16 protein-coding genes are annotated in these 14,829 nt (G+C 66.0%); 13 read left to right on the forward strand and 3 right to left on the reverse strand.

Annotated elements, in window-relative coordinates:
* Nucleotides 1-194 precede the first annotated feature (194 nt).
* Nucleotides 195-350, forward strand: a complete 156-nt coding sequence (locus tag LCM4577_RS12550) for a hypothetical protein (RefSeq protein ID WP_116390047.1) — start codon at nucleotides 195-197, stop codon at nucleotides 348-350.
* A gap of 156 nt (nucleotides 351-506) precedes the next feature.
* Nucleotides 507-1,445 (forward strand): LLM class flavin-dependent oxidoreductase, encoded by a 939-nt coding sequence (locus LCM4577_RS12555; protein ID WP_071071557.1) that lies wholly within the window; start codon nucleotides 507-509, stop codon nucleotides 1,443-1,445.
* A 121-nt stretch (nucleotides 1,446-1,566) separates the two neighbouring features.
* On the opposite strand, the gene LCM4577_RS12560 is transcribed toward LCM4577_RS12555, so the two are convergent.
* Together LCM4577_RS12560 and LCM4577_RS12565 are read right to left on the reverse strand one after the other, a co-directional pair.
* Nucleotides 1,567-2,481, reverse strand: coding sequence for a sigma-70 family RNA polymerase sigma factor (locus LCM4577_RS12560; protein ID WP_071071447.1), 915 nt, complete (start codon nucleotides 2,479-2,481; stop codon nucleotides 1,567-1,569).
* 67 nt (nucleotides 2,482-2,548) lie between these two features.
* Nucleotides 2,549-2,863: an antibiotic biosynthesis monooxygenase gene (locus LCM4577_RS12565; protein ID WP_052458320.1), complete on the reverse strand. Its 315-nt coding sequence runs from the start codon at nucleotides 2,861-2,863 to the stop codon at nucleotides 2,549-2,551.
* A gap of 267 nt (nucleotides 2,864-3,130) precedes the next feature.
* On the opposite strand from LCM4577_RS12565, the gene LCM4577_RS12570 reads away from it, so the two are divergent.
* Complete coding sequence (locus LCM4577_RS12570) at nucleotides 3,131-3,325, forward strand: hypothetical protein (protein WP_071071449.1); 195 nt, start codon at nucleotides 3,131-3,133, stop codon at nucleotides 3,323-3,325.
* Here the strand turns inward: LCM4577_RS12570 and LCM4577_RS12575 are convergent.
* Nucleotides 3,285-3,959: a cysteine hydrolase family protein gene (locus LCM4577_RS12575; RefSeq protein WP_071031132.1), complete on the reverse strand. Its 675-nt coding sequence runs from the start codon at nucleotides 3,957-3,959 to the stop codon at nucleotides 3,285-3,287. The two genes, LCM4577_RS12570 and LCM4577_RS12575, sit on opposite strands and share 41 nt — an antisense overlap.
* A 293-nt stretch (nucleotides 3,960-4,252) precedes the next feature.
* Between LCM4577_RS12575 and exbB the strand changes: the two genes are divergently transcribed.
* From exbB to LCM4577_RS12625, 10 genes are all read left to right on the forward strand, one after another.
* Complete coding sequence (gene exbB / locus LCM4577_RS12580; protein WP_071071451.1) at nucleotides 4,253-5,179, forward strand: tonB-system energizer ExbB; 927 nt, start codon at nucleotides 4,253-4,255, stop codon at nucleotides 5,177-5,179.
* A 5-nt stretch (nucleotides 5,180-5,184) separates the two neighbouring features.
* Entirely contained in the window at nucleotides 5,185-5,685 is a 501-nt protein-coding gene (gene exbD, locus LCM4577_RS12585; protein WP_071071453.1) for a TonB system transport protein ExbD, read from the forward strand.
* Entirely contained in the window at nucleotides 5,682-6,662 is a 981-nt protein-coding gene (locus LCM4577_RS12590; RefSeq protein ID WP_071071455.1) for an energy transducer TonB, read from the forward strand. The genes exbD and LCM4577_RS12590 overlap by 4 nt, the downstream gene beginning before the upstream one ends.
* A 151-nt stretch (nucleotides 6,663-6,813) precedes the next feature.
* Nucleotides 6,814-7,908: a transporter substrate-binding protein gene (locus tag LCM4577_RS12595; RefSeq protein WP_071071457.1), complete on the forward strand. Its 1,095-nt coding sequence runs from the start codon at nucleotides 6,814-6,816 to the stop codon at nucleotides 7,906-7,908.
* The gene (locus LCM4577_RS12600) at nucleotides 7,905-8,507 is read left to right on the forward strand and encodes an ANTAR domain-containing response regulator (protein ID WP_040991549.1); all 603 of its coding nucleotides are present in this window, start codon (nucleotides 7,905-7,907) and stop codon (nucleotides 8,505-8,507) included. The genes LCM4577_RS12595 and LCM4577_RS12600 overlap by 4 nt, the downstream gene beginning before the upstream one ends.
* 19 nt (nucleotides 8,508-8,526) lie before the next feature.
* Nucleotides 8,527-9,393 carry an ABC transporter permease gene (locus LCM4577_RS12605; protein WP_198541039.1) on the forward strand — a complete coding sequence of 289 codons (867 nt, stop codon included), beginning with the start codon at nucleotides 8,527-8,529 and terminating at the stop codon, nucleotides 9,391-9,393.
* Between the two features lie 30 nt (nucleotides 9,394-9,423).
* Nucleotides 9,424-10,344 (forward strand): ABC transporter permease, encoded by a 921-nt coding sequence (locus LCM4577_RS12610; RefSeq protein ID WP_071071460.1) that lies wholly within the window; start codon nucleotides 9,424-9,426, stop codon nucleotides 10,342-10,344.
* Between the two features lie 67 nt (nucleotides 10,345-10,411).
* Nucleotides 10,412-12,055 (forward strand): ABC transporter substrate-binding protein, encoded by a 1,644-nt coding sequence (locus tag LCM4577_RS12615; protein ID WP_071071462.1) that lies wholly within the window; start codon nucleotides 10,412-10,414, stop codon nucleotides 12,053-12,055.
* Complete coding sequence (locus LCM4577_RS12620) at nucleotides 12,045-12,989, forward strand: acetamidase/formamidase family protein (RefSeq protein WP_071071464.1); 945 nt, start codon at nucleotides 12,045-12,047, stop codon at nucleotides 12,987-12,989. The genes LCM4577_RS12615 and LCM4577_RS12620 overlap by 11 nt, the downstream gene beginning before the upstream one ends.
* The gene (locus tag LCM4577_RS12625; protein WP_071071466.1) at nucleotides 12,986-14,806 is read left to right on the forward strand and encodes an ABC transporter ATP-binding protein; all 1,821 of its coding nucleotides are present in this window, start codon (nucleotides 12,986-12,988) and stop codon (nucleotides 14,804-14,806) included. Before LCM4577_RS12620 ends, LCM4577_RS12625 begins: the two co-directional genes overlap by 4 nt.
* Nucleotides 14,807-14,829: the final 23 nt, after the last annotated feature.

A 14,829-nucleotide genomic window follows, 5' to 3' on the forward strand; every position in this document is an offset into this window, starting at 1 on the left:
GCCGCGAAAACGCTCGATTTTCAGGCCGCTCGGCCAGATTGCCTATGTTCCCACATCGGCTGCATCGCCTGCATCGCGAGTATGAAAAACCACGATCTGTCCTGTTTTAAAAAATTCGTTCCAGAAACTGCTCGAAAATAGCAATCGACAAAGTCTACTAACTTTATAGATTAATGGCCGCGACGGAGGCCGATATGTCCTATATCCAGAACGCTCAGACCGCCCGCAAGGGGCAGAGGCTGACAGCCGACCAGAGCTGGAGGCCCGCCTATGGCGGCACCTTCGCCTATCTCGTCTTCGCGCTTGCATTCGTGTTCACCGGCGCGGTGATCCTGGGGCTGATCCCCTGACCCAAGGCGGGCCGAGACCCGCCGTCAAACAATCTGAGTTGAGTAACCGGAGTGGAAAACTGGCCGAGCGCCGGGGCGTCTTTGCGCGTCCGCGTCTTGGATTTGGTTCAAAAAGGTTTTGGAGCGGGGCAAGCCGACGTGATGGAGGAGATGGCAATGCCGATCGAGTTCACGCATGTTCCCGGAAAGCCTGCCAATGGCAGCTTCTTCTACGATTTCGCCGAAACCGCGACCAAATTGTCGCTGATCGAGGATGCCGGCTTTCGCAAGCTGGTGGTGGACGATCCGGCCGGATTGCTCACCAATATGGACATCGCCGCGCAGACGCTGGACCGCACCGGCTCGCTTGAGGTGGTGCTGACGCATTGGGCCGGCGTGATCGAGCCGACGGTGGCGGCAAGGCAGCTCGCGGCGCTCGATCGCAGAGGCGGCGGCCGCCTGTCGCTGCGCATGCTAAGCGAGCCGCTGGAAGACAGCGATGCCGAGGCGCGGCCGGTCGGCCACGGCGTCGTGTGGCAGCGCATCGACGAATATCTGGTGCTGCTGAAGCGCCTGTGGTCGAACGACAGGCCCTTCGACCATGAAGGCGCCTTCTATAGTGTCCGCGGCGGTTTCGTGCCGCGCAAGGGCCCGCATGGCGCCGATCTCGTCATCCGGCTTGGGGGCCAGTCGGGCACCGCGCTGAAGGTCGCCGGCAAGCATGCCGATGTCTTCGAGCTGGCTGCCGGCTCGCCCGACGAGGTGCGGCAGTTGATGGAGCGTGCGCGTGGCGCCGCGGCGGAACATGGCCGCGGCGGCAGGCTGCGCTTCGCGCTGCCGGTGCGTATCCACGCGGATGGCTGGAGCGGACCCCCTGACCACAAGGCGGTCGAGATCGCCGGGCCGCCGGCGCGGATTGCCCTGGCGCTTTTGCCCTATGCCGCGCTCGGCATCGAGGAGTTCATGATCGGAGGCATCGACCGTCCAGGTGAGATTGCCCGCATCGGGCGCGAGACGATCACGCTGGTCGCCAATTCCCTGGCGCGCCGCGAGGTGGAGATCCCGCAACCGGGTGCGTTTGCCGCGACCTCCTTTGCCGAGCACCGCGCGGGCTAAAGCATGTCTCCCGAAAGTGGGAACCGGTTTCGGGATAAAGACATGCGCAAAATCAAAAAAACCTAAAGCGCATGGAGCGAATCTGAAAGATCGCGACGCGCTTTAGCACGATGCCCAGAAGTCACTTCACATCGGAGTAATCCAGGCCATCCATCACGTAGTCCGCGAACAGGAAGTCGCGGATGCCGGCGATCCGGCCGTTCTCCCAATCGATGAGGATGAAGTAGCGCGGCGGCCCGTCCGGACGCTCCGGACTGGTGACGAGGATGGCGGGCCGGCCTTCGACAAGGCCGGTCGTGAAATGCCAATGCGTTTCGTCGGCATAGCGGCCGAAATAATTGCCGACATATGCCTTGCCGTCGGCGCGCAAGCGGTTGACCAGCTCCAGCTTGACGTCCTCGGCCAAAAGCCCGCGCAAAACGTCAAAATCCCTGGCGTTGAAGGCAGCCACATAGTCGCCGAGGCGGCGGACTTCGTCCCGGTCGAGCGTCGGGCGGGGTGATACCGTACGTGGCGCGGCCGTAAGCTTGCGCAGGCTCTCGCGGCCCCGCTGCAGCGCACCCTTGATTGCCGTGTCGGAGGTTTCGAGGATCTCGCCGATCTCATGCAGGCTGTTTCCAAGCACGTCTTTCAGCACGACCGCGCACCGTTGCGCCGGCGGCAATTGCATCAATTCGGCCAGGCTCGCCTCGGCGGCGATGCGCGCGTCCAGCACCGAATTCTCGTCGGCGATCGTGTCGAGCTCGACCTCGCTTTCGCGCCCACGCGAGCGGGCCCGCTTGCGCAGGAAATCCAGCGCCGCATTGTGCGCGATGCGAAAAAGCCAGGGTTCGGTCCTGTCGGGCATGTCGCCATTCCTGATCGCCACAAAGCCTTTGGCCAAGGCTTCCTGCACGATGTCTTCGCCATCGATGACCGAACCGACCATGCGCGAAGCGTAGCGATGCAGCTTGGCCCTTAGGCCGGCAGCCTCGCGCTCGAAGGCGCGAAGCCTGGTTTCGGTCGCCGCAACGGACTGATCCTGCGAACCGGTCACGCGTCCTCTACCTTTGTTTGACGCAATTCCTGACGGAAAACCGCTGCGCACTTTTCCTGGAATTGCTTCAGTTTTCAACACCGCCCGTATGGGAATAGGTCGTGCGGCCCATCATGCTCTCGCCGGCGGCGAGCTCGACGATGCTCTTCATGTAATCGGCGAAGCGCGGGTCGCTGCGGAAGGCCGCGATGTCCTCCGACGAACGCCATTGCGAGATGTTGGCGACCTTGCTGCCGTCGCCGCCGACGACCACCGACGACGACAGCGAGCCCGGCTGCTTGCTGAAGAAGTTCCGCGTGCCCTCGGCAAGCGTCTTGGCGAGTTCCTGCTGCTTGCCCGGCTTGGCGGTGAAGATGTTGATCAGGGTCACTGTGGTCGACATGGCTTGGCTCCGTTTGTCCTGATGGCGGAGGCCCTCGCGGCTCTCCCACCTGTTACGACCCTCAAGACGAAGCCGGAACCGGAAACGGAACGGCAGGACGAAAATTTTTTGGCGGGCAATGAATTTGGCCCGGCGGAGGCGCCGCCTCGGGACATTTCGAACGTCGGTCGGGAAAAAATTTCTGCTCACCGTTCCGAAACGCATCCGTCCTTCGTCTTGGCGGGTGCTGGGTTTGCAAAACACCGGCATCAGCCAAGGGAGAAGCAAATGTCGATCCTGTCATCCATCGGTCGCATCGCGACCAACTATTCAGCAACCCGTGCCCGCTACCGGGCGGCACGGACGCTTTATCTACTGCCGCTCGACATCCGCAAGGATATCGGCTGGCCGGAACTCGGTGACCCGGGTGACGCCGATATCTTCAGCGCGCCGCACCCGCGAGCTGCCGCAACGCGGCGATGACCGCCTCCGAGTCCGCCAGCGCGCCGAAGACGCCGTCCTCGACCGTGACCATATGCAGCGCGGCTTCATGCGCATATCGGTCGCCGCTGGCGCAGGCGTCCGAAATCGTCAGGCACTGGAAGTTGCGGTCGCAGGCCTCGCGCAACGTGGTGTGCACGCACACATCCGTCGTGCAGCCGGTGAACATCAGATGCGTGATGCCCCTGGCCCGCAGAACGAGCTCCAGATCCGTATAGGTGAAGGCGCTGTTGCAGGTCTTGTCGATGATGATGTCCTGCGGCGCCACGTCGATGTCGGCGGAGATCTGGAAGCCCGGGCCGGAGCGCAACAGGACATCGGTGCCGTCGAGGCCGGCCCGCTTGCGGCGCCATTTTTCGTAAGGCGTCATGTCGGCCATGTCGGCGCGGTAGCCCTGCCTGGTGTGGATGATGGTGAGCCCGGCGGCTCGCGCCGCGCCGATCAGCCGGTTGACCGCCGGCAGGATGGCTCGCAGCGGCGAAGGATCGTAGCCTTTCCTGGCGAAGTACCCGGTCGGCGACAGGAAATCCTCCTGTAGGTCGATCGCCAGCAGCGCCGTATGCTGCGGTTCCAGCCTGCCGTAATAGGGAAAGTCGAAGGGTATCGCCTTGATCATCGGCCGCCTGCTTTCAAGCAATTCCAGGAAAAGTGCATAGCGGTTTTTCCGTCCGCGATGGCGCACAAACCAAAATTGGTTGCTCCATGCGCATCGTGCCCGGCAACCGACCTGCGGTCCAGGCCCGCAGCGTAGCCAGGCGGGCATCGGCGCATCGTGAATTGTTGAGACCCATAGTCATCTTTATAGTTGACTCGTAATGTCATGTTTCATAGTCAACCGGCATGGCCGCTTGGCGTCTGTATGGTATGCACGGCGGCCACCGCATTGCGATGATGAAGCGAGGACGAGCCTTGTCCCGGAACGATCTTTTCGCGGCGCTGGCCGCGTCCCTCATTCTTTCGGCCGGCATCGCCAAGGCGCAGGAGCAGCCAGCGCGGCAGCCGGTGGCACCCGCCATGCAGGCTCCGGTCGAGCAGGCCCCGGCACCGCAGGTACCGGCCGTCCCAGCCCCGCAAACGCCAGCGGCGCAAGCGCCCGCCGCCACGAGCGAGGAGCCTTCCATCGCGCTGGCGCTGCCGCATGACCTGTCGCCCTGGGRCATGTTCATGAATGCCGATATCGTCGTGAAGGCGGTGATGGTCGGGCTGGCCTTCGCGTCCCTCGTCACCTGGACGATCTGGCTCGCCAAATCGCTGGAAGTCTTCGGCGGCAAGCTGAGGGCGCGCCGCGCCGCCGATGCGATCGGCAATGCCGCGACGCTGATGCAGGCTCGCCGGGAACTCGGCCACAGCGGCGGCCCGGGCGCGCTGCTGGTGCGGGCGGCGGAAGAAGAACGGGCGCTTTCGGCCGGCGCGCTCGATCACGCCTCCGGCGACGGACTGAAGGAGCGCGTCGCCTCCAGGCTTTCGCGCATCGAGGCGGCCGCTTCCCGGCGCATGTCGCGCGGCACCGGCCTGCTCGCCACCATCGGCTCGACGGCGCCCTTCGTCGGCCTGTTCGGGACCGTTTGGGGCATCATGAACGCCTTCATCGGCATCTCGCAGGCGCAGACCACCAACCTCGCCGTCGTGGCGCCCGGCATCGCCGAGGCGCTGCTTGCGACCGCGATGGGCCTTGTCGCGGCCATTCCGGCGGTCGTCATCTACAATGTCTTCGCGCGCTCGATAGCCGGCTACAGGCAGATCCTCGCCGACGCCTCCGCCGGCGTCGAGCGGCTGGTCAGCCGCGACCTCGATTTCCGCACGGTGCCGCCGGCAGCCGCGATGGCGGCGGAGTAGCGGCGATGGCGGCGCGCATTCGCGAGACTGTCGGCGACGACCTCGAGGAGGCCCACGACATCAATGTCACGCCGTTCATCGACGTCATCCTGGTGCTTCTGATCATCTTTATGGTCGCGGCGCCGCTCGCGACCGTCGATGTCAATGTCGACCTGCCCGGATCGACGGCGACGCCGGCGCCGCGACCCGAGACGCCTTTGTTCCTGACGCTGAAAAGCGACCTCTCGCTGGCGATCGGCAATGACAGCGTGCCGCGTCCGGCCTTCGCCGGCGTGCTCGACACCCGCACCAAGGGCGACAGGCAGACGCGCATCTTCCTGCGCGCCGACAGAAAAGTCGGCTATGGCGACCTGATGGAGGTGATGAACCTTTTGCGCGCCGCCGGCTACCTCAAGGTCGCGCTCGTCGGCCTCGAAACCACCGGCGGCGGCGGGCAGGCCGCGCCTGGAATGCCCGCCGCCGGCGCCAACCCCTCCCCCGCGCCAGTCGGAAGCGCGGCGCCATGACGGTCGCCACTCTTTCCCGCGTTTCCCAGCCGCGCTTCGGCGCGCGTGAGGCCGGCCTGTGGACGAGCGCGGCCGCGATCATCCTGGCCGCGCATGTGGCCGTCGCCTATGCGGTGCAGAATTTGAGTTTCGCCGACATGCCCGATGGCGGGCCGCCGCCGGCGCTGGCGGTCGAGATGGCGCCGCTGACCGTCGCGCCCGCCGCGCCGGAAGAGACGGCCATGCTGGACACGCTGACACCGGAGCCGCCCGATACGGCGGAGGAGACGGAAAAACCTGCCGACCTGCAGCCGGTGACCGATCCCGGGCCTGCAATAGAGCAGGCAGAGCCTGTCGCCGAACAGCCACTCGACGACACGCAAGAGGCTGAGCAGGCCCCTCCAGCGGCGGTTGCCGCGCTGAGCGAGCAGCCGCCGCTGGACGAGGTCGTGCCCGATCCTGTCGAGGCGGTCGCGCCGGACGTCGTCATTCCGCTGCCGCAGCCGAAACCGGTGGAAGCCGAGGTGAAGGCGAAAAAGCCGGCCGAACCGCGGAAGAAGGCCGAGAAGAAACCGGTCGAAAAACCGAAGGAACGGGTCAAGAAGGAAAAGGCGCCCCCACCCAAGGCGACGACCACCGCCAGCATCGACGCCAAGGCAGCGGCGAAGGCCGCGGCGCCACAGTCCTCGAACGCGGCGCCGCGCTCGAGCGTCAGCCCGTCGCGCTGGAATTCCAGCCTGGCGGCATGGATCAGGCGGCACACCCGCTATCCGAGCGCGGCGCGCTCCAGGCGGGCCGAGGGCACGCCGAGCGTGACCTTCACGGTCGATACGTCAGGCAGGGTGGTCTCGGCCCGGCTGGCGCGATCCTCGGGCGACGGCGATCTCGACCGCGCGGCCCTCGGCGCCTTGCAGGGCGCTTCGGTGCCGGCGCCGCCCGCCGAACTCGGCGCGCGCGTCACCCGCACCGCGCCCTTCGTCTTCAGTCTGCGGGACTAGGTCCCCTTCAACTTTCAGGCTTGACTGATGGACGGTACGGAATAGGGTAGCCCGCGAAAATACCGGCCTTGGTCGCCGGGCGGCAAGAATGCCTCGCATGCCTCGCCCATCCGGCGCTGGCTGCGGGGCTTTTTCATTTTTGGAGCCTCGCTTGAAGCGACGTATCGAGATCGGCGTCCTTTATTCCCGGTCAGGCAGCTATCAGCTCGTCTCCGACGCCTGCCGGCTGGGCGCGATGCGGGCGATCGCCGACATCAACGCCGATCGCGCGCAGACGATCGAGCTCGTTCCGGTCGAGCGCGATCCGCAAAGCAATGCCGACCGCTACGCGACGCTCTGCGAGGACATTTTCCGCACCAGCAGCGCCCGCCATGTCGTCGGCTGCATCACCTCCTGGAGCCGCAAGGAGACAATTCCCGTGCTGGAGAAGGCGGGCGGCATGCTCTGGTATGCCTGCCCGTATGAAGGCTTCGAGGCCAACGAGCATGTCGTCTACATGCATGCCTGCCCGAACCAGCATCTGGTGCCGCTGATGGCCCATGTCGCGCCGCGTTTCGGCCCCAACGGCTTCCTGCTCGGCTCGAACTACATCTGGGGCTGGGAGATGAACCGCGTCGCCCGCGACCTGATCGCCGACGCCGGCGGCAAGGTGCTCGGCGAACGCTATCTGCGCATCGGCGAGACCGATGTTTCGCGCCTGATCGAGGAGATCCGCGTCACGCGGCCGAACTTCATCCTGAACAACCTGATCGGCACCTCGTCCTACGCTTTCCTCGCCGCCTATCGCGAACTGGGACGCGAGGATGCCGCCTTCAAGCCTGACGCCTGCCCGGTGGTCTCGTGCAATCTCACCGAGGCCGAACTGCCGGCGATCGGCGAGACCGGCAAGGGCCATCTGTCGGCCGGGCCCTATTTCGCGCCGCGCCCGGCTGCCTTCGCCTCGTCCTTCGAGGCCTCCGCCTATGCCTCGGTGCAAGTGATGGCGGACGTGCTTTCCGGCAATCCCGACGCCGGCCCGGCGGAATTCTCGAAAGCCTTCGCCGAACGCCGCTTCGCGACGCGGCTGGGGCCGATCGCCATCGATCCGAACACTCAGCATGCAACCTTGCCGGTGCTCATCGGGCGCATTGCCGACGGCTTCTTCGAGGTGGTGAGCCGCGAGGAAGAGGTGGCGCCCGATCCCTATCTGTCGCGCTACGATCCGGCCAAGGTCTTCGGCCGGCCGCGTCTCAGGGTGGTGTCGTGAGCCGCGCCGCGCGCATCCCCAATCTCGGCGGCGCCAAAGCCTTCGTGCTGCATCGTCCGCACACGACGGTGCAGGCGATCACCCGGCAATTGTCGGCGATCGGCCTCGAAGCGATCGAGTGCTGGCCGCAGTTGCCGGCGGAGGCACTGGCGGCGGATTTCGTCTTCTTCGACGCCGATCTCGGCTTCGACGAGCAGTTCCCGTGGAAGCCCGGCGAGGCGCCGATGCCGCTGGTGGCGCTGATCGGCTCGGAAGCGCCGGGCCGCATCGAATGGGCGCTGTCGCACAACGCCGATGCGCAATTGCTGAAACCGGTGGGCACCGCCGGCGTCTACAGCGCGCTGCTCATCGCCCGGCAGAGTTTCGAGGCGCGAAAACGGCTTGCCGGCGAGATCGCGTCGCTGCGCCAGCGGGTCGGCGAGCGCCAGACCATCGTGCGCGCGGTCGCCGCCCTGTCGAAAGGCGGCGACGACGACCGCGCCTACGCGCAGCTCAGGTCGCTGGCGATGAGCTGGCAGATCAGCGTCGAGGAAGCGGCGCGGCGCATCGTGGCGATGACGGAAGAAGAGGACGGCGATGACCAATCCCATCGCGCCTGACCTGCCGTCGGCCGGCCACATGCCGGCAAAGCCGCGCGCCGGCGTCTGGCGCCGGCTGGTCAAGCGGCTGCTGGCGCTGCTCGGGCTCCTCATCGTCGCTATCGTCGTCGCCGGCGCCATCCTCGCGCCATGGCTGACCGGCTACGATCCCAACGAGCAGATGTTCGACGGCCTGACGCTCGAAGGCTCGCCCCTGCCGCCGAACGCCAAGTTCTGGCTGGGCACCGACCTGCTCGGCCGCGACCTCTTGACCCGCATCCTGTTCGGCGCCCGCACCTCGCTGATCATCGGCATCGTCGCCAATGGCGTGGCGCTTCTGATCGGCACGCTGGTCGGCGTCACGGCAGGTTATTTCCGCGGCTGGATCGGCGGCGCGCTGATGCGCTTCACCGACCTGATGATGGCCTTCCCGGCGCTGCTTCTGGCCATCTGCCTGGCCGCGGTGTTCGAGCCGAGTCTCTGGATCGTCGCCATGGTGATCGCGCTGGTCAACTGGGTGCAGACCGCGCGCGTCATCTACACCGAAACCTCCTCGCTCTCCGAGCGCGAGTTCATCGATGCCGAGCGCACGATCGGGGCAAGCGCGCCGCGGATTCTCATCCGCCACATCCTGCCGCATCTCCTGCCGACCATCATCGTCTGGGGCACGCTCGGCATCTCGACCACGGTGCTGCTCGAAGCCACGCTCAGCTATCTCGGCATCGGCGTGCAGCCGCCGACGGCCTCCTGGGGCAACATCATCTTCGAGAACCAGACCTATTTCCAGGCGGCGCCCTGGCTGGTGTTCTTCCCCGGCGCCGCCATCCTGGCGCTGGCGCTGGCCTTCAACCTGATCGGCGACGCGCTGCGCGACATCCTCGACCCGACGCAGAGAGGGCGGGAATAATGGGAGGGCGGGAATAATGGGAGGCCGGTCATGATCGCCTATCTCGGCCGCCGGCTCATCCAGTCGCTGCTCATCCTGATCGGCGTCTCGCTGATCACCTTCGCGCTGCTCTATCTTTTGCCGGCCGACCCGGTGCGCCAGATTGCGGGCCGCAGCGCCACGCCCGAGACGGTGGAGAACATCCGCCGGCAGCTCGGCCTCGACCAGCCCTTCGTCGTCCAGTACTGGCATTATCTCACCAGGCTTATCGGCGGCGATCTCGGCCGCTCCTATATCCAGCGCTCGGAAGTCACCGAGCTGATCGTCTCGCGGCTGCCGGCGAGCCTGCTGCTGATGGTCGGCGCCATCCTGTGCGAGCTGGCGATCGGCCTCACCATGGGGCTCGTCGCCGCCGTCAGGCGCGGCACCGCCACCGACCAGACCTTGATGGTCGCCTCCTTCGTCGGCGTCTCGGCGCCGCAATTCGTCGTCGGCCTGCTTTTGCTCTACGTCTTCGCCGTCAGGCTCGGCTGGTTCCCGATCGGCGGTTACGGCTCCTGGCGCCACCTCGTGCTGCCCTCGCTGACCATGGGCATACTCGGCGCCGGCTGGTACGCGCGCATGATGCGCTCGTCGATGATCGACGTGCTGCGCCAGGACTATATGCGCACCGCCCGCGCCAAGGGCCTGGCGCGCGGCGCCATCCTGTTTCGCCATGCCCTGCCCAACGCCATCCTGCCGGTCGTGGCCATGATCGGCATCGACATCGGCGTCTTCATGGGCGGCATCGTCGTGGTCGAAAGCGTGTTCGGCTGGCCCGGCATCGGCCAGCTTGCCTGGCAGGCCATCCAGCGAGTCGACATCCCGATCATCATGGGCGTCACCCTGGTCTCGGCCTTCGCCATCGTGCTCGGCAACCTCTTGGCCGACATCATCGCGCCCTTCATCGACCCCAGAATCAAACTGAGGTGAGCATCAAACTGAGATGAGCATCAAATTGAGATGACAACGACAACAACCAGAGAAAGGGAACAGTGACATGAGACGATTTCTGGCATCCACCGTGGCGGCGTCGGCGCTCGCGCTGATGCTCGGCATGGCAAGCGCGCGCGCCGACGACGCGGTCGACCCCAACATCAAGCAGGGCGGCGCCATCACCATCACCTACAAGGACGACGTCGCCACGCTCGATCCGGCGATCGGCTATGACTGGCAGAACTGGTCGATGATCAAGAGCCTTTTCGACGGATTGATGGACTATGAGCCGGGCACCACCAAGCTCAAGCCCGACCTCGCCGAGAGCTACGAGATCTCGCCGGACGGCAAGACCTTCACCTTCAAGCTGCGCCACGGCGTGAAATTCCACAACGGTCGCGAGATGACCGCCGACGACGTCAAATACTCGCTCGACCGCGTCACCAATCCGAAGACGCAGAGCCCGGGCGCCGGCTTCTTCGGCTCGATCAAGGGCTATGACGATGTCGCCGCCGGCAAGGCCGACAGCCTCTCCGGCGTCACCGTGGTCGATCCCTACACGATCAAGTTCGAGCTTGTCCGGCCGGACGCCACCTTCCTGCATGTCATGGCGATCAACTTCTCGCATGTCGTGCCGAAGGAGGAGGTCGAGAAATACGGCGCCGACTTCGGCAAGCATCCGGTCGGCACCGGCGCCTTCAAGCTCGCCGAATGGACGCTCGGCCAGCGCATCGTCTTCGATCGCAATCCCGACTACTGGCACAAGGGCCTGCCGCATCTCGACAAGATCACCTTCGAGATCGGCCAGGAGCCGATCGTGGCGCTGCTGCGCCTGCAGAAGGGCGAGATCGACGTGCCCGGCGACGGCATCCCGCCGGCCAAGTTCCAGGAGGTGATGAGCGACCCGGAGCAGAAGGCGCGCGTCGTGGTGGGCGGGCAGCTGCACACCGGCTACATCACCATGAACACCACCATGGCGCCGTTCGACAACGTCAAGGTGCGCCAGGCCGTCAACATGGCGATCAACAAGGACCGCATCGTCCAGATGATCAACAACCGCGCGGTGCCGGCCAACCAGCCGCTGCCGCCCTCGATGCCCGGCTACGACAAGGCCTTCAAGGGCTACGCCTATGACGTCGCCAAGGCCAAGGCGCTGCTGGCCGAGGCCGGCCACCCGGATGGCTTCGAGACGCAGCTCTTCGCCATGAACACCGATCCCAATCCGCGCATCGCCCAGGCGATCCAGCAGGACCTGGCGGCAATCGGCATCAAGGCCAGCATCCAGTCGCTCGCCCAGGCCAATGTGATCGCCGCCGGCGGCGACAAGGCCGGCGCGCCGATGATCTGGTCGGGCGGCATGGCCTGGATCGCCGACTTCCCGGATCCCTCGAACTTCTACGGCCCGATCCTCGGCTGCGCCGGCGCCGTGCCCGGCGGCTGGAACTGGTCGTGGTATTGCAACAAGGATCTCGACGCCAAGGCGGCCGAGGCCGATTCCGTCGTCGACCCGGCCAAGTCCGCCGATCGCGAGAAGATGTGGAGCGCGATCTACGACAAGATCATGGAGGACGCGCCCTGGGCGCCGGTCTTCAACGAGCAGCGCTTCACGCTGAAGTCAGCCCGCATGGGCGGCGCCGACAATCTCTATGTCGACCCGGTCCATATCCCGATCAACTACGACAATGTGTATGTGAAAGATGTGCAGTAACTGCGACTACACCATCCACGGGCGCCATCACCATTTCGGCTGGGACAATTCCTTTGCCCCGGCCGAGCGGGTGGCGCCCGGCTCGACGATCGAGTTCCAGTGCCTGGATTCGTCCGGCGGTCAGCTCAAGGCGGACAGCACGGTCGCCGAAATCGCCAAGCTCGATTTCGGCCAGATCAACCCCGTGACCGGACCGATCTTCGTCGAGGGCGCCGAGCCGGGCGACGCGCTGAAGGTGACGATCGAGATGTTCAAACCGTCCGGCTTCGGCTGGACGGCGAACATCCCGGGCTTCGGCCTGCTCGCCGACGACTTCAAGGAACCGGCGCTCGCCATCTGGAAATACGACGCCGCCTCGCTCGAGCCGGCGCTGTTCGGCAAGAATGCACGTGTGCCGCTGAAGCCGTTCGCGGGCACGATCGGCAATGCGCCGGGCGAGAAAGGTCACCACTCGGTGGTGCCGCCGCGGCGTGTCGGCGGCAATCTCGACATCCGCGACCTTGCCGCCGGCACCACGCTTTATCTGCCGGTGGAAGTGGCGGGCGCGCTGTTCTCGGTCGGCGACACGCATGCCGCGCAGGGCGACGGCGAGGTGTGCGGCACGGCGATCGAAAGCCCGATGGAGGTCGTGCTCAAGCTCGACCTCGTGAAGGACGCGCGGCTGAAGACGCCGCGCTTCACCACGCCCGGCCCGGTGACGCGCCACCTCGACGCCAAGGGCTATGAAGTGACGACGGGCATCGGACCCGACCTGATGACCGGGGCCAGGGAGGCCGTCAGCCAGATGGTCGACTTGCTGTCCGCCCGCTACAAGCTCGACCCGGTCGACGCCTATATGCTGGTCTCGGTCTGCGGCGATCTCCGGATCAGCGAGATCGTCGACATGCCGAACTGGGTGGTGTCGTTCTACTTCCCGCGCTGCGTCTTCGAATGAGCGCAGGCGTGGTCGACGAACACGCTGACGCCGCCACAAAGGCGGTCGCGAGGCCGGTGCTCGAAATCACCGGCCTCTCCGTCGGCGTGCGCGGCGAGGATGGCGAGCGCGAGGTGGTGTCCGGCCTGTCGCTGTCGCTCAACCGCGGCGAGACGCTGTGCATCGCCGGCGAGTCCGGCTCCGGCAAGTCGATGACGGCGCTGGCGATCATGCGGCTCCTGCCGCAGCCCGCCGGCCGCATCGCCGCAGGCACGATCCGGCTCTTCGACAAGGACGGCAGTGCCGTCGAACTGACGGCGCTGGACGAGCGCCGCATGCGCGACATTCGCGGCGACCGCATCGCCATGATCTTCCAGGAGCCGATGACCTCGCTCAATCCGGTTCTGTCGATCGGCCGGCAGCTCACCGAATCGATCGAGGCGCATACCGGCCTCTCCCATGCCGAGGCGCAACGGCGCGCCGTCGAGGCGCTGAAGGCGGTTCGCATTTCCGAAGCCGAAAGCCGGCTGAAGCAGTTTCCGCATGAATTGTCGGGCGGCATGCGCCAGCGGGTGATGATCGCCATGGCGCTGGCGCTCGAGCCCGACGTGCTGATCGCCGACGAGCCGACGACGGCGCTGGACGTGACGGTTCAGGGCGAAGTGCTGGAGCTGTTGCGCGACCTGCAGCGCCAGCACGGCACCAGCGTCATCCTGATCACCCACGACATGGGCGTCGTCGCCGAAATGGCTGACCGCGTCATCGTCATGCGCAATGGCCGCATGGTCGAGGAGGGCGCCACCGCCGATATTTTCGCCAGGCCGCGGGCCGCCTACACGCAAGAGCTCCTCGCCGCCGTTCCGCGCATCGACTCGGGAGCAGGGCGCCGCGCTTCCGGCGAGCCGGACGAGATGGCCGGGAAGGACAAGGTGGCGGTTGTGAACGACCTCCATGTCCGCTTCGACCTGCATGGTGGTTTCTTCGGCCGCGTCACCCGGCGGGTGCACGCCGTCGAGGGCGTCTCCTTTTCGATCGCGCCGAACGAGACGCTGGCGCTGGTCGGCGAATCCGGCTGCGGCAAATCCACCACCGCCAAGGCTCTCGCCGGCCTCGTGCCCTATACGGGTGGCGTCACGATCGGCGGCCGCGAGCTCTCCGGGCTTGGCGGCGACGCGCGCAAGGCCGTGCGCCGCGACGTGCARATGGTGTTCCAGGATCCTTACGCCTCGCTCGACCCACGCATGCGCGTCGGCGACCTGGTGGCCGAGCCGCTGCTCATCCACGGCATCGGCACCCGGCAGGAACGCCAGAGCCAGGTGGCCGCCTTGTTCGAGCGGGTCGGCCTGTCCACAGCGCAGATGGAGCTCTATCCGCATGAATTCTCGGGCGGTCAGCGCCAGCGCATCTGCATCGCCCGCGCGCTGGCGCTCAGGCCGAAGCTGATCATCGCCGACGAGAGCGTGTCGGCGCTCGATGTCTCGGTGCAGGCGCGCGTGCTCGATCTTTTGAAGGAGCTGCAGCGCGAGTTCGGCGTCGCCTATCTCTTCATCTCGCATGACATGGCGGTGGTCGAGAACATCTCCGACCGTGTCGCCGTCATGTATCTCGGCCAGATCGTCGAGATCGGCAGCCGCGACCAGGTCTTTTCCAACCCCCGCCATCCCTACACGCGGCGGCTCATCGAGGCGGTGCCGGTTCCCGATCCGTCACGGCGCCGCACACGCTTTGCCCGTCTCGACCGCGAAATTCCAAGCGCGACCCGGCGGATCGGCGAAACCGTGCCGAAACTGCTGCTCAAGGATTTCGGCGGCGGACACCTCGCCGCGGTCGCGGATTGACAGGCATCCGGAGCGGCGATCTG

Source organism: Mesorhizobium sp. LCM 4577 (assembly GCF_001854795.2).
Lineage (GTDB): Bacteria > Pseudomonadota > Alphaproteobacteria > Rhizobiales > Rhizobiaceae > Mesorhizobium > Mesorhizobium plurifarium.

What these genes read in the sequence shown, in the direction of transcription:
- LCM4577_RS12550 (WP_116390047.1), top strand. Translation starts at nt 195, where the DNA reads ATGTCCTATATCCAGAACGCTCAGACCGCCCGCAAGGGGCAGAGGCTG.
- LCM4577_RS12555 (WP_071071557.1), top strand. Translation starts at nt 507, where the DNA reads ATGCCGATCGAGTTCACGCATGTTCCCGGAAAGCCTGCCAATGGCAGC.
- LCM4577_RS12565 (WP_052458320.1), bottom strand. Translation starts at nt 2,863, where the DNA reads ATGTCGACCACAGTGACCCTGATCAACATCTTCACCGCCAAGCCGGGC.
- LCM4577_RS12570 (WP_071071449.1), top strand. Translation starts at nt 3,131, where the DNA reads ATGTCGATCCTGTCATCCATCGGTCGCATCGCGACCAACTATTCAGCA.
- LCM4577_RS12575 (WP_071031132.1), bottom strand. Translation starts at nt 3,959, where the DNA reads ATGATCAAGGCGATACCCTTCGACTTTCCCTATTACGGCAGGCTGGAA.
- exbD (WP_071071453.1), top strand. Translation starts at nt 5,185, where the DNA reads ATGGCGGCGCGCATTCGCGAGACTGTCGGCGACGACCTCGAGGAGGCC.
- LCM4577_RS12590 (WP_071071455.1), top strand. Translation starts at nt 5,682, where the DNA reads ATGACGGTCGCCACTCTTTCCCGCGTTTCCCAGCCGCGCTTCGGCGCG.
- LCM4577_RS12605 (WP_198541039.1), top strand. Translation starts at nt 8,527, where the DNA reads ATGCCGGCAAAGCCGCGCGCCGGCGTCTGGCGCCGGCTGGTCAAGCGG.
- LCM4577_RS12610 (WP_071071460.1), top strand. Translation starts at nt 9,424, where the DNA reads ATGATCGCCTATCTCGGCCGCCGGCTCATCCAGTCGCTGCTCATCCTG.
- LCM4577_RS12615 (WP_071071462.1), top strand. Translation starts at nt 10,412, where the DNA reads ATGAGACGATTTCTGGCATCCACCGTGGCGGCGTCGGCGCTCGCGCTG.
- LCM4577_RS12620 (WP_071071464.1), top strand. Translation starts at nt 12,045, where the DNA reads ATGTGCAGTAACTGCGACTACACCATCCACGGGCGCCATCACCATTTC.